This window comes from Shewanella colwelliana ATCC 39565 (genome assembly GCF_000518705.1).
Taxonomy (GTDB): Bacteria; Pseudomonadota; Gammaproteobacteria; order Enterobacterales; family Shewanellaceae; genus Shewanella; species Shewanella colwelliana.
In genome coordinates, this window is record NZ_KI912481.1 from 38,509 (window position 1) to 51,998 (window position 13,490).

The window sequence follows — 13,490 nt, forward strand, 5'->3', positions numbered from 1 at the left end:
TAGACAAATCCTGTCACGGGGTGCAGACTTTGCTCCATCATAGAGATGATGGCAAAGCAGGGAGCCTAGCGTGACTAAGGTATCTGAAATTGAAGTGGTTGATGATATTGACCAGACGTTAATGCATCAGTACGCGCAAGGCGATCACAGTGCATTTGAACAACTATATCTAAAACATAAAGGGCCACTTTATCGGTATTTTGTGCGTCAGATTGGCGATAAAACGTTGGCGGAAGATCTGTATCAAGAAACATGGGGGCGGGTGATTAAAGCTGCTACGAGTTATCAAAGCCAAGCTAAATTTACCACATGGCTCTATCGAATTGCCCATAATCTGTTAGTTGATCATGTTCGGGCGCTAAAGCCTGTAGACAACTTTAGTGAGCTGTTTACTGAGGAGCAAGATAGTGATGGTTTATTGCCTAGCGATAAGCATTCGCCTTATGCCGATGCGGAAGAGCAGCTTAAAGCCAGTTTGCTCAAGCGCTGCATTGTCTTGTTACCTCAAGTACAGAAAGAGGCTTTCTTACTTAATATAGAAATGGGCTTTACGGCTGCTGTCATTGCGGAGATCGCGGGAGTGGGCCTTGAAGCAACCAAGAGTCGCATTCGATACGCAAACCAAGCCCTAAGAGAGTGCGTAAGCGAGAAATGGCAGGAGCAGAATGATGAAAGATAACCTAAATACAGAATCTGTGGATAGCCAATTACACACTTGGTATCGATTGCAAGCGACAGAGCAACCGAGTGAACAGCTTGACGATAAAGTCATTGCTCAGGCAAAGGCCGCGATAGCAAACCATAATAAAGATAATGTGGTTAAGCCTCGGGCCGATTTTTGGCGGCAGTACCGCTGGCCTATCTCTTCAGCGGCATCAGTGATGCTGGTGGTCACATTACTGCTGGTTAATCCCGAGATACACGATGAGTTGCTCAGCGACGATGCGGCGATGCCACAAAGTGCGCCGCTGTTGATGCAACAAGATGAGCCCGCGATGATGCGCAGTGCTGGGCAGTCTGAGCAGTCAGGCAATGCTGATTTGAGTGTCGATATGCCCGTTATTGTTGAGTCAACATCTGGTCCAAATGCTAAGCAGGCCTCAATGGCTAACGGTGTTGATGACCATCATAGGTCTGCAACCATCGAGATGATGAAAAGCGATGACCCAGTATTAGCTGAGAATAACTCCCAGAATAAAGCGATTATTTCCGATCTGCAGGCGGTTAATCACTTGTCGCAATTAGTGTCCTCTCAACAGTGGTCTGAGGCGATAATACTGTCGCAGAAGATGGCTGAAGAGCGCCCCCAGCTTAATCATGTGCAGCATCCTCAGCATTTACAATGGTCAAAGCTACTTAAGGCGATAGCCCAGCATAAGTAGCTGCAGTGAGTCAGTGACAAATAACTTGCTGTAACATCGGCCATGCGTTGTTAACCTAAAAAGCTTCTATCGCCTCTCTATGTGATGAACGCTTCACGTAGAGCGCGATAAAGTCATCGAGTGTAGCTGTACACATTTGCTAATACTTCTTTGGCGATAAATTACTGTGGATTTAATAAAAGTTTGCTACCTTGTTGCCCTCAGAAAAAGAATTCAATAACAAATAGATGAGCTGCACATGAAACTTCGCCATGCGTTTGCCTGTTGCATACTTGCACTGGGCACAGTTAATTCACCTTTCGCCTTATCTGCCCAACCTCTTGAAAATCAGGGATACTATCGCTCTCCAGCCCTAAGTGGAGACACCTTGGTGTTTACTGCTGAAGGAGATTTGTGGACCCAAGGGCTAAGCGATACTCATGCGCGTCGCTTGACCACATTACCCGCCGAAGAGCTTGGCGCGACTATCTCAAAAGATGGTCAATGGTTGGCATACGTCGCCAATTACGAAGGCGCGAGTGAAGTGTATGTAATGCCGATTAATGGTGGTGTCGCCAAACGGGTCAGTTTTGAAAATAGCCGCGTGCGCGTGCAGGGGTGGACGTCCGATGGGCAAGTGCTCTATGCCACCGACAATGCATTTGGTCCTGCTAACTATTGGGTGCTACGTAGTGTCGACCCAGTTAGTTTACGCACTCAAGATTTACCGCTGGCCGATGCTATTGAAGGCGTTATTGATGACGCGGGAGAGTATCTTTATTTTACCCGCTTTGGTTTACAAACCACTGGTGATAACGCAAAGGTTTATCGCGGTGGTGCTAAAGGTGAGTTATGGCGCTATAAAATAGCGAGCCAAACCGAAGCAACTCAACTATCGACTCAGCACCTAGGCTCAGTTCGACAGCCCATGTTGTGGCAGGGGCGCCTTTACTTTATTAGCGACGAAAGCGGTAGCGACAACATTTGGTCTATGACCCTTGATGGTCAAGCTTTGCGTCAGCATACGCAATTTAGTGATTGGCAGGTGCGTGGTGCGCGTTTAGATAATGGTCGTATCGTATTTCAGCAAGGCGCGGATATTAAGCTTTATGATATTGCTGCGGATACAACACAACTGCTCGACCTGCAACTGACCTCTGATTTTTCTCAGCGCCGTGAGCATTGGGTCAATCAGCCGATGAAATATGCAACATCTGCTAACTTATCACCTGCGGGTGACAAGGCGATTATTACCGCGCGCAGCCACGTCGCTATTGCGGGCACCGATGGTTCTCGACTCGTGGAGGTTAGCTTAGCGGGTGATTATCGGGTGAGAGACGCGATAATGAGTCCAGATGGTCAATGGATTTATGCGATCAGTGATGCCTCTGGTGAGCAGGAGATTTGGCGGTATGCTGCCAACGGCACTGACGAGGCTAAACAGCTAACCGATGACGGTAAAACGTTACGCATGGGCCTGCACCTTTCACCCGATGGACGGTATCTGGCTCATGATGATTACGACGGCAATGTGTGGCTGCTTGATCTGAACAAAGGTAAGAATCGCAAAATTATTATTAATGGTGAGGGTTTAGGACCATATGCTGACGTGGTGTGGTCTAACGACAGCCGCTTTATCGCCTTAACTAAGAGTGAACAGGGCAAACTTCGTCCTCAAGTGGTGCTCTATTCAATAAAGGGTAATAAGGCCCAAGCATTAACCAGCGATAAATATGAGTCATTTTCGCCCGCATTTAGCGACGATGGCCAATGGCTATACTTCTTGTCTAACCGCGCGTTTACAGCGACACCTTCATCGCCTTGGGGTGATCGCAATATGGGCCCTGTGTTTGACAAACGCGGAGAAATTTTTGCGTTAGCACTGACTCCCGATGCTATTTTTCCCTTCGATAAACCTAATGAGTTAACAAGTGCGGTGACGCTGGATAAAGATGAGGACAGCACTAAACAGACCAAGGTGACTTGGAAAGGCCTTAGCGAGCGCTTATGGCAAGTGCCTGTTGGTGCTGGAAATTACCAATCACTTAAGGTGACGGATAAAGGGCTGTATGTGTTGGACCGTTCGATAGCTCCTGCCAGTGCGCCTTCGCTCAAGTGGATCAAGTTTGATGCGCTTGCGCCTAAAGTTGAAACCTTTGCTGATGATATAGCCCGTTTTTCCTTATCTGCCGATAACAGTAAGTTGATGCTTCGTCGTCAAAGCGACGGTGGCAATAATCTACTTATTGTCGATGCAGGAGAGGTATTGCCTAAAGATGTTAGCTTAGCAAAAGTGCAGACGCAGCAATGGCAATTGGTCATATCTCCTCAGTTAGAGTGGCAACAGATTTTCGAAGATGCATGGTTAATGCATCGCGACTCATTCTTTGATAAGAACATGCGTGGCCTTGATTGGCAGGCTACACGGACCAAGTATCAACCCTTGCTTGACCGATTGACGGACCGCCATGAACTCAATGATATTTTTAAGCAGATGATGGGGGAGCTCGACTCGTTACACTCCCAAGTCCGTGGTGGTGATCTGCCCGTTGATGCTGATATGCCTAAAGGGGCTAATTTAGGGGCAAGATTAGTGCAAACCGATAATGGTGTGCGTATTGCACATATTTATCAGGCCGATGCCGAGTTACCAAGCTATGCCTCTCCGTTAGCGCGGGTTAATGTGAATGCGAAGGTTGACGATATCATCAGCGCAGTCAATGGTAAGCCGGTTAACAGTGTAGCGGATGTGGCTAAGTCTCTTCGTAATCAGAGTAACAAACAGGTTTTACTCACGCTAAAACGTGATAATAAAATGGTTAAAACCGTTGTCTTACCAGTGAATAATAGAACCGACGCCAAGTTACGCTATTTAGACTGGGTTAATCATAATGTTAACAAGGTCACAGATGACAGCAAAGGTGATATTGGTTACCTGCACCTGTATGCCATGGGGTCGGGAGACATTGCCAGCTTTGCTCGAGAGTTTTATGCCAATATCGATAAAAAGGGCTTAATCATCGACGTGCGTCGTAACCGTGGTGGCAATATCGATAGTTGGATTATTGAGAAACTATTACGTCGAGCATGGATGTTCTGGCAGCCAACTCAGGGAACGCCTAGCAGCAATATGCAGCAAGCGTTTAGAGGCCACTTAGTGGTCTTGACTGACCAATTGACATACTCAGATGGTGAAACCTTTTCTGCTGGGATAAAAGCCTTAGGAGTTGCCCCATTGATTGGTAAGCAAACCGCTGGGGCTGGTGTTTGGTTATCGGGGCGTAACTCGTTAACCGACAAAGGTATGGCTCGAGTGGCAGAATACCCTCAGTATGCAATGGACGGGCGTTGGATTGTTGAAGGGCGTGGGATTAGTCCTGATATAGAGGTCGACAATCTGCCTCTCGCAACGTTTAACGGCGTTGATGCTCAGTTGAATGCTGCTGTGGACTATCTGCAAGAGAAGTTGACTCAGCAGAGTGTAGAGCCTTTACAGGCGCTACCAATGGCGCCAAAAGGAATGGCACAAGATATTAAGTAATTCGCAATAAGCTTCACCCTTTTAGGGGGTTATTGGCCAAGCAGTTCCCAGGCCAATAACTCCCGTTTTTCACTTCGCTAAGCGCTATCATTTTTTCAACGTAATGATTCCTTTTTTAGTGAATCAATCACTAATCCCTCAGCGTATTGACCTTTGATTGTTAACTTTTTTACTATCGCCTATGCAATCTGTCGATCTGTTTATACGCTTAATAAATGTTCTATTAATTGCATTGAGTGTTTGAGCATGCAGCGAGAATTCAAAGCTCTGTAGGCAAAAGGATGAATCAAGCTCATCGTTATTTAATATTGTTAACATTCACTGCAGCAAAGCGAGATTTTAGGCTAGCACTCAGTGGGCTCGTTGCTACTTTTACGTCCCACTGATATAGGTGCGAGTAGCACTGACATCATTTTCGTTTCAAAGGAATATGGAGAGAAAGTATGTTTAAACCATGGGTAAAAAGTGTGGCGCCTATAGTCTTTGGACTGATTACAATGACATTGAGTCCAATTACCGCAGCAACGGAAGAGGGTTTTAAGCTGGCGGTAGGGGGATTTTACTCTACATCAGATTCAGGGATGGAGGTAACAAACCCGTCGAATGGTGAGGAATTTACCTTAGATTTCGAAACTGATTTACAGCTCGTTGAAAATGAGTTTTTACCTTTTTTGGAGATGTCGTACTGGTTTAATGAAAACCATGGCCTCTATTTCGATTGGAAGCGACTTCATCGTAATGCCAACAATACAAAAATAACAGTGCCGTATGAGTTTGAGGACGTTGATACTGGAGAAACTTATCAGGTAAAGGCTGGGGCGGATTTGACGACGATTTTTAATGTCGATATTGCGCGTATTGGTTATGGGTATGACTTTTACAGTGATGATAATTTTGATCTTATCGCCACCATCGGCTTGCATGTGATGTGGATGAAACTCTCATTTGAAGGGGAGTTCGGTGCGTGTCTTGATGATGAGTGTAGGGTCGTTGAAGTGGACCCTGATAATGTGGTTCTCACAGAGGTTACTGCACCACTGCCTGATATTGGGTTGTTGGCCAGCTATAAATTTGCACCCAATTGGCGTGTGTCAGGACACATTCAATACTTTTATATCAAAGTGGACGAGGTCAAAGGTCAGCTGGTTGATTTTAGTGGTGGGGTTAGCTACGAGATGACAGACAGTTTTGCTGTCGATTTATCATATAAATATTATGATATCGATGTCGAAGTGCAGAGGGACTATTCATCACTTGATATCTACTACGGCTTTAAAGGACCAATGCTGACACTGGCTTATCATTTTTAATTGCCGCGTAAGAGGGAGTCTAGCCTGTTATCTATTAGGCTAGGCTCTAAGCTGTTACTCAGGCTTCAATTGTGACTTTTACTTCACTACTCAGAGAGTTGGCGATAAAGCAGTTGTTATGGGCGAGATGATGAAGTTTTTGTAGCCCCAACAGATCAAGTTCTGATTCATCACTAAATTCTATTTTTGGTCGCAAAATGATGTGATTGATAGCCAGCCTATTACCACTGTTTTTCCCCAGCGTTGCCGTCGCCTGATCCGTATAACCAGTTATAGTCAAACGCTTTTTATCTGCGATAGTTAATACACTCATCATGTGGCAAGCGCTAATCGCCGCAAGTAAACTCTCTTCTGGATTCACTTTTGTCGCACAGCCTTGATAGGTGCTCGCGGCAGATCCATTAATCATCTGCCCACTGCCGAAGCTAATGGTGTGGTCGCGTGGGCTTTGTTGGCCTGCATGAGGTTGCCAGTTAAGTGTCAAATTAAAGGTCATAGGCAGTATTTCGAGGTGAACAGCATTGTGCAAATATAACAGACCTTTTTATAACTAGGCTATAAATAGGGCTGATTACTCATACCATTGACTTGCCTGTTGACTCGTCGCAGCATAAGTTTGCATCGCTGTGACATTTTGTTGCTGCGCGTTAGCGTTTATCACGGCACTGCGGGCTGTATCATTATTTGAGAGGTAATAGGCGCTTGCTGGCGATAGGCCATCGCCTTTGCCTGTAGCGACTCCAACCATATCGCTGTAAATTTGATACTCTAGCTGTACCTTCTTGTAGGTGACATAGTTATCTAACCTATCGCTATTATTTGGCAATGTGGGCAGGTTTTGAGGGGGTTTTAGTTGCTCTTGTTCACTCAGGATTTTGCCCATTTGTGAAATTGTCACAGTATCTTCAGTTAAGTGGGCCGCTTGCTGCAAAGTCTTGTCGTGATCGAGTGTGTGTGAAGGGGGATTTTCACTTGCTAAATGCCTAAGCCCTTGCTGGGCAGCAAGCTGCTGATTAAAAGGTGTTCCATTGGCTATCTGCATGGTTAAAGCCCCCACTTAAATTGACGTTAGGAGTACTTTAGCCAATGCCTGCTGAATGACTGCTGAACTAGTGCTGAGATTTTGAGCTAAAAAAACAGTTGCTGTCCGCCACTGCAAATCGCACAAATTAGCATTGTAAAGGGTAATGCTTTTGGACGGTAGCTTAAGGTCAGTATTACCAGTAGTGCTGAAACAGTGAGAATGCCCATCAAAATAAGGGTGCCATAAATCCCCCCGTATTGCGTTAACGCTGCCGCATAACTGCCAATAAGTACCAGCCCTCCAGTCAATTTAAACAAGTGCTGCTGAGTTTCTGTTTGTGTCCGTTTTAACGCGTCACGAAAGTGAGTGAACATCGACAGGGCAAATAGGCCTAACCCAATATAACTGACGCTCATAATGCTGACTATCACTAGCTGTTTCCTTTCGAGGTTGCTCGTTGCCGAGGTTATAGCGCGGATTGCTGGTGGCTGGAACTGAGTTTTCTCGCCACCATAAACATAATGATCGCACTCAAGACACAGAGCAGATCAAAGCCCACTAGACTCCATTGTTGTGTTTGCATGTTTTGCCATAGATTGCTGGGCGATGTCAGTGCATTTAGTAGTGGAATTCCGGCAAATAGTGCTGCGCAGGCCCAGGCAAGCTGTTGCCAGCGAATCTTACTCTGTTTGAGACTTACCCCATCTATGAGTGCCACCGTCGCAATTAACCCTAAGGTGATGAAAAAGCTGTGTACCTCCCATTGGCTACGATTTTCAATCGCGCTAGGAATAAGGCGATTCGCATAGAAAAAGACAGCTGTAGCTAAAGGTAAACCGGCTATCAGAGTGAGGTTTAACCCATTAACAAGTCGCAAACCAATGCTGGGCTTAGCGCCTAAGGCGAGTTGCCTCTGTTGTTTTTGAGTGATTTTGACCGCCCACAGTAAGGTGCCGGTAGCGATTATGGCGCAGCCTAAGAGCCCACTGAGAAAAAACAATCCACGTAGTAAACCATTTGAGAACCTTGCAGTATGCAGAGCCATCATTGTGTCGTAGGTGCTTCGACTCGTAGAGTGCTCGTCGGGAGTAGCGTAAAGTAGTTCACCACTCACGCCGCTAAATATAGCGGCGACTTTTTGCTCACTAACTGATTGCGCACTGTTTTGATAAAAGCTAATACGGCTATTCGTATCCATTGGGTAGCTTATGACGACTTGTTTTATCGGCAGGTCTCCCCACAATGCCCTAACTTGTGGCAGTAGGGTATTTATGGCTATAAGGTTGGCAGGTTCGCCGCTTGGCTGTATTTGTACTCGCGTTGGATTGAGTGCTTGCCTAAATGCTTTCGTATCACCATCATAGTTGGTTAATACCCCCCACGGCATATACATAAACATTAGGGCAATTAAACCTGTATAGGTGATCATTAAATGGTAAGGCAGCGCGATCACCGAACTGATATTGTGGGCATCTAACCATGTGCGACTCGCCTTACCTCGTCGAAAGCTGAAGAAGTCTTTGAATATTCGCTTGTGAATAACGATGCCACTAATTAATGCGATAAGCATAAACATCGTGGCAAACCCCACGATCCAGCGGGCTAGTCCAACAGGAATGTAGTGAAGGTCAAAGTGCAATCGGTAAAAAAAGTTTCCGCCTTTTGAGTCGCGTACATTTGTCACGACTTGTTGTCCGTCTTCAGACGGCTGGTGTTGGTTAAATTGTCCGCGGCGTTGACCTGGTTCAGGAAAGTCTTGCCAATTAAAGCTGAGGTAAGGTTTTCTTGTGCTAGGCAGTTCTATGTACCAGCTTCTTGCATCGGGTGCTTGTTTATTTAAGTAGTTCTGCCCTTGTGTTAGTTGCTGCTCTACTTTTTGTGCTGAGTAACTTTGCAGTATGCCACTGTGGAGCTCAGGCTTGCTCCAGAGAGTTATTTCATGGCGAAAGTAGCTTAGTGTCCCCGCGAAAAAAATCACTAAAAGTAGCCAGCAAACAAGCAGACCGGCCCAGGTGTGTAGCCAACTCATGGATCGAAAGAAAGTCTCTTTCATCGGCTAGCTCTCCATTACAGTAAGCAAATAGAGGGCTGTAGAGAGCATTAAGGGTTCTACGATTACCTGCCGTAAACTTCTGACACTAAAAACTCGAATAACTACAGTGCCAAATACTGCAAAAGAGAGCATGGTGGCGACGAGAATTGCGTCAACTTGCTCTAGGGGGAGCGTTTGGCTTAGCAGCACACAGCTAAGTGACGCAACACCATATCCTCCTAGTACGCTCATCAGTAGGCGAATGGTAATGGCGGCGGGTTTACTCGATAGAGACGATTTAAATAGTGGTTTACTGATCACAAGTTGTTCTAATTGTCAGGCGTTAATTCGCAAGTGGCTGAGTAAAGTGATTATAAATTAATTGATATTGGTTCTCATTCCTATTTACATGTAAAGAGTTACAGACGTTATGAAGGAATGAATTTCAGTGGTTGACTTATTAGCAATGATTAATTTTTGTTTAGTTTGAGTGTTTTATGGGCTAGACAACCCATTTATCGCTATTATCTGGGTAAACGCCCTTGCTTTTACTGGGGTTCAAGGGTACATATTAATAGACAATGAATGGATATTTACTTGGTTATGGCGCATGCTTAAAAGGCGTCAAATGAAAAAAACGCTACAGGCCCTTGTTTTTTCTTCTACCTACCCCCAAGTTTATTATTGAAGTAATTCTTAAAAGGAAAACCTATGAAAATAAATCTTTCTGGTCATCACGTTGATATTACCGATTCAATTAAAGAGCATGTGAATCAAAAGTTTTCCAAAATCGCGACGCATTTTCCAACACTTATCTCGCTCGATGCTATTATTTCAAAAGAACATGGAGAGTACCAAGTAGAGCTGAGAACCAATTACGAAGGTAGTCGAATCTCTGCATCAGGCACTGATGCTGTAATGTATCCGGCTATTGCGACTGCAGCCAAGAAGCTTGATGCAGCGCTTAAACATAGAAAAGGTCACTTAAAAGCTGATTTACACGAAAAGCCTGTGAGTACAACACCTGAAATTGCACATGAAATCATCCAAGAGATGAAGCTTGTTTAAGTTTCATTGATTGAAAAAACCACCTATTTAGGTGGTTTTTTTATGGCTAATTCACGCGAAATCATCGCTATCTGCAGTGTTCCATCACCCGTTTCATAGATGATAGATAGCGTCTTTCCCTTAGGTTTTCATGACTGTTTTATCTAACAGATGGGCTTGATGGCGATTGTAAGCTAGGGTTGAGTGTTACTTCACTATGTTCATTTGGGTAGAAGGGCAGTCAACAAAGATAAAATCATCTTCCTGTGACGGCTGAGATAGATCAGCGTTATGTGGCAGTAATCGCAGTGAAATCAGGCTGACATCGTAGTGACCTTCACTAAGGTTATATACCTGAGATAGATCTAGCTGGATGACATGATGACTGTGCGCTGGCAATGTGAGGTAATCGTCTGCATTTATCGCCGCGCGTTTAGCTAAGGCACCTTGGTAGGTGATTTTCTGATTAGTTTGTTGGTGGCGTATGGTTATAAACTCACTGAACCAAGCATCAAACGGTGTCTGCCAAGTAAGTAGAGACCAGATTTGCTCAGTTTGATTGTCGAGCGTGAAGGTCAAATGACCTAAACTGTTGGCCGCAAGTTGGCAGGTAGGTCGTTGCATCGTCGCTAATGTGTCCTTTACAGGTAAAAGCATCATTATTAAAAAGAGTAGCGTGGTTCTCAATAGGGTTAACATCAATGGGTGATTAACCTTTTAAGGTGTTAAAAAAAGGGGCGGAATCATCCGCCCAAAAGACAAGGAGTGTTACAAGTTTAGTTTAGATTAGGCGTGTTTTCGGCAAAATATTCATGGCTGTCAGCGTTTTGAATCGCTTGAGCTGGATCTGTGTCTGCCAAGGATTGTGCACCGCTCTGGCCATAGACCACATCATCAGTGCCTGCGACGACATTGAAATGGCTGGTTTCATGAATAATTGTGCCGCCTTTTGAGTCAGTACCAGTTATTGGCGCTGACCAGAAAGCACTACACATATAGATTTTGTATGGTTGGGTTGGGTAGACGTAAGCAAAGTATTGCTTCTTACAGCTACAATCGAACGTTAGAGGTTCATCATTTAATGCACTTTCAATCTTGCTGAAATTAGTGCTAACGGTATTCCAGCGAGAGGAGTTGTAGTCACCAAACCAGGTACTGTAACGAACAGAGCTACTGCTCGCCGTTGCTAGGTGTTGATTCGCATCTGCCGCCATGTTTTTTGCCGCTGCTAGGCCTGCTAAAATATCACTTTGCTGTGAGTTGCTGCAGCGTCCTGTAAAGCTAATGCCATCAGGTGTTGTGCCGCCTCCATCGCCAGTGCCAGGTTTTCCTTTGTTGTTTCCACCTTTAAATTCACGACCTTCTAAATAGAAGCTGGCGCTATCAGAGTGGATACCTTCTATGCCTAAGCGCGCAAGTTTCTTTGCTTGACCTGGGTTAGGGGAAAAAAGCTGTAGTGAACTGACGTTATAGCTGATCTCGTAGTTTGCCGTTGCAGACATATCATAAAGTGATGACAGCTCAACGTCATATGACACACTTTCGCCGGCTTTTAGCTTAATGTAATCTTTATGAGTAGGTGCTTGACGTTTGTAATGTGCACCAAGATACTTACGTTGTTCGCCATCAGCAGAGACCTTAAATAGCGACTCTTCAACGCCCTCTGCAGCGGTATACCATTTCAGCACCTTTACGGGCACATGTTCTTCGTTGGTTAACGTTACCGTCACCATCACATCTTGTGCGTCGTTGTAACTGTTTTGGCTCATCTGAAGCTTAGCCGCAATGCCATCAGCTAATGCACCGTAACTCATTAAGCTGCTTGCTAACGCGACAACTGATAGGTTTAATATTTTGCTCATCAATTTATCCTTTTGGTAATTGTTTTTATTTTGTTTTTTAATTGTTACTCAAATGTTGCGTTATGAGTGTAAGCGGAATGATTAACCTTAGGCAAGTAGAAATTGGTGTTAAATATTATCGTTGCCAGCTTGTTTGGTTTAATAAGCTTTTAAGGGGCATAACTATAGCGCATGAACAATATATTGTAGCGATGGCGTGATTGATGGGGGGTGCAAGGGCGCCGAGGACAAGTCGGCTCAGTGCTTGGGTTTACACTGAGCCTATTAATTTACCCATGAATATAAAGTGCTAGTCGCTTAATTCTGGCTTGCATGGACTCATTGATAAATATCTATTTATTCACCTATGCGTGTTGAATAGGTAGTCAGAAAATACGCTGAGTCGATCACGCTCTTATATTTATGGGTATTACTTAGCTAGCCAATCAGTAATGGCGTGGTTAAATTTATCAGGGGCTTCGGTCATCACCCAGTGACGCGTATCAAAGGCAATGACTTGATTACCTTCTATAGCAGCCATTTTCCTTTCCCATGGCTGAGAGTGGAACATTCCAGGCTTGTTTTTACCGTATAAAAATAGCAATGGGCACTGAATGTCTAACGGTAAATGCCCTAAAGGCTTACCTGTTAATGTTCGGCTCCACTTCCAATAATAAGAGTAAGTCATTGATGCACTTATAAGCTTTTGATCGCCAGGCGCATGCAGCCATTTGGCCATTTTCCGAGTCATGGCATCACCTAAACCACCACCAATTTTCCAAGCGGTTGCTAGCCACATTTGGTAGGTGAACATAAATGCTTTTACTTTGGCGCTGAGTTTATGGTCAGGTGATCCGGCATCACCTATGTCTACGCCAATGATCTTCTCGACTTTGTCCTGATGACGCATATAAAACTGGTAGCCAAAAAAGCACCCCCAATCATGAAGCATGAGCACGACTTTGTTATTGGGGCTGACTGCGGTGACGACTTCGTCAATAAGGGCAACAATTTGTTCTAATGTGTATAGGGTGCGTGATTGGCCGTCTTCATATCCAGGTAGGCTAAATCTCACGCAGCGGTAATTAGATTGTAGAATTTCTACTTGAGGGTCCCATAGTCGATAGGTATCAGGCCAACCGTGAAGCATGACGATGGTTTGTTCGCCCTGACCTTGGACATGAACTTGGGTACCGTTTACATCAATAATCTCAACCATAGTGACTCCAGCTATCTCGTGAAAGGTTTAGAGTATATACTCTATTTTTACGATAAGACCAATCGGTTGAACTGTCTAGCAAATGTTACTGCGTGAGATCAAAGTTTTAATTTTT

General features: G+C 44.8%; 13 protein-coding genes. 5 read left to right on the plus strand and 8 right to left on the minus strand.

What is annotated here, in order from left to right; genetic code table 11:
* Positions 1-121: 121 nt before the first annotated feature.
* The 4 genes from L876_RS0119340 (at position 122) to L876_RS0119355 (ending at position 6,212) form a co-directional block, all read left to right on the plus strand.
* Entirely contained in the window at positions 122-679 is a 558-nt protein-coding gene (locus L876_RS0119340) for a sigma-70 family RNA polymerase sigma factor (protein WP_081730754.1), read from the plus strand.
* Entirely contained in the window at positions 669-1,382 is a 714-nt protein-coding gene (locus L876_RS0119345; RefSeq protein WP_028765305.1) for a hypothetical protein, read from the plus strand. The genes L876_RS0119340 and L876_RS0119345 overlap by 11 nt, the downstream gene beginning before the upstream one ends.
* 238 nt (positions 1,383-1,620) lie before the next feature.
* On the plus strand, positions 1,621-4,902 hold the full coding sequence (locus tag L876_RS0119350; RefSeq protein WP_028765306.1) for a S41 family peptidase: 3,282 nt from the start codon (positions 1,621-1,623) through the stop codon (positions 4,900-4,902).
* 443 nt (positions 4,903-5,345) lie between these two features.
* A complete protein-coding gene (locus L876_RS0119355) occupies positions 5,346-6,212 on the plus strand; it encodes a hypothetical protein (protein ID WP_051413199.1) in 867 nt (288 codons plus the stop codon).
* Positions 6,213-6,270: 58 nt separating this feature from the next.
* Here L876_RS0119355 and L876_RS0119360 read toward each other — a convergent pair whose 3' ends face one another.
* The 5 genes from L876_RS0119360 to L876_RS22600 all read right to left on the minus strand — a co-directional run bounded on the left by L876_RS0119360 (position 6,271) and on the right by L876_RS22600 (position 9,589).
* Positions 6,271-6,708, minus strand: coding sequence for an OsmC family protein (locus L876_RS0119360; protein WP_028765308.1), 438 nt, complete (start codon positions 6,706-6,708; stop codon positions 6,271-6,273).
* A gap of 75 nt (positions 6,709-6,783) precedes the next feature.
* On the minus strand, positions 6,784-7,254 hold the full coding sequence (locus L876_RS0119365; RefSeq protein WP_037429355.1) for a hypothetical protein: 471 nt from the start codon (positions 7,252-7,254) through the stop codon (positions 6,784-6,786).
* A gap of 86 nt (positions 7,255-7,340) precedes the next feature.
* Positions 7,341-7,667, minus strand: a complete 327-nt coding sequence (locus L876_RS22150) for a DUF3325 domain-containing protein (RefSeq protein WP_051413200.1) — start codon at positions 7,665-7,667, stop codon at positions 7,341-7,343.
* Between the two features lie 35 nt (positions 7,668-7,702).
* Positions 7,703-9,289, minus strand: coding sequence for a PepSY-associated TM helix domain-containing protein (locus L876_RS22155; protein ID WP_051413201.1), 1,587 nt, complete (start codon positions 9,287-9,289; stop codon positions 7,703-7,705).
* Positions 9,290-9,292: 3 nt separating this feature from the next.
* The gene (locus tag L876_RS22600; RefSeq protein WP_081730750.1) at positions 9,293-9,589 is read right to left on the minus strand and encodes a hypothetical protein; all 297 of its coding nucleotides are present in this window, start codon (positions 9,587-9,589) and stop codon (positions 9,293-9,295) included.
* Positions 9,590-9,979: 390 nt separating this feature from the next.
* Between L876_RS22600 and hpf the strand changes: the two genes are divergently transcribed.
* Complete coding sequence (gene hpf, locus L876_RS0119385) at positions 9,980-10,336, plus strand: ribosome hibernation-promoting factor, HPF/YfiA family (protein ID WP_028765310.1); 357 nt, start codon at positions 9,980-9,982, stop codon at positions 10,334-10,336.
* A gap of 186 nt (positions 10,337-10,522) precedes the next feature.
* Here the strand turns inward: hpf and L876_RS22365 are convergent, their stop codons facing one another.
* The 3 genes from L876_RS22365 to L876_RS0119400 form a co-directional block, all read right to left on the minus strand.
* Entirely contained in the window at positions 10,523-10,939 is a 417-nt protein-coding gene (locus L876_RS22365) for a hypothetical protein (RefSeq protein ID WP_051413202.1), read from the minus strand.
* A 152-nt stretch (positions 10,940-11,091) separates the two neighbouring features.
* The gene (locus L876_RS0119395) at positions 11,092-12,177 is read right to left on the minus strand and encodes a M35 family metalloendopeptidase (protein WP_028765311.1); all 1,086 of its coding nucleotides are present in this window, start codon (positions 12,175-12,177) and stop codon (positions 11,092-11,094) included.
* Positions 12,178-12,586: 409 nt separating this feature from the next.
* Positions 12,587-13,375 (minus strand): alpha/beta fold hydrolase, encoded by a 789-nt coding sequence (locus L876_RS0119400; RefSeq protein ID WP_028765312.1) that lies wholly within the window; start codon positions 13,373-13,375, stop codon positions 12,587-12,589.
* Positions 13,376-13,490: the final 115 nt, after the last annotated feature.

Bases quoted from the DNA above. Each gene is read 5' to 3' on its own strand.
- L876_RS0119400 (WP_028765312.1), bottom strand. From the start codon at position 13,375: ATGGTTGAGATTATTGATGTAAACGGTACCCAAGTTCATGTCCAAGGT.
- L876_RS0119395 (WP_028765311.1), bottom strand. From the start codon at position 12,177: ATGAGCAAAATATTAAACCTATCAGTTGTCGCGTTAGCAAGCAGCTTA.
- L876_RS0119345 (WP_028765305.1), top strand. From the start codon at position 669: ATGAAAGATAACCTAAATACAGAATCTGTGGATAGCCAATTACACACT.
- L876_RS0119365 (WP_037429355.1), bottom strand. From the start codon at position 7,254: ATGCAGATAGCCAATGGAACACCTTTTAATCAGCAGCTTGCTGCCCAG.
- L876_RS0119360 (WP_028765308.1), bottom strand. From the start codon at position 6,708: ATGACCTTTAATTTGACACTTAACTGGCAACCTCATGCAGGCCAACAA.
- hpf (WP_028765310.1), top strand. From the start codon at position 9,980: ATGAAAATAAATCTTTCTGGTCATCACGTTGATATTACCGATTCAATT.
- L876_RS22365 (WP_051413202.1), bottom strand. From the start codon at position 10,939: ATGCAACGACCTACCTGCCAACTTGCGGCCAACAGTTTAGGTCATTTG.
- L876_RS0119350 (WP_028765306.1), top strand. From the start codon at position 1,621: ATGAAACTTCGCCATGCGTTTGCCTGTTGCATACTTGCACTGGGCACA.
- L876_RS0119340 (WP_081730754.1), top strand. From the start codon at position 122: ATGCATCAGTACGCGCAAGGCGATCACAGTGCATTTGAACAACTATAT.
- L876_RS0119355 (WP_051413199.1), top strand. From the start codon at position 5,346: ATGTTTAAACCATGGGTAAAAAGTGTGGCGCCTATAGTCTTTGGACTG.
- L876_RS22155 (WP_051413201.1), bottom strand. From the start codon at position 9,289: ATGAAAGAGACTTTCTTTCGATCCATGAGTTGGCTACACACCTGGGCC.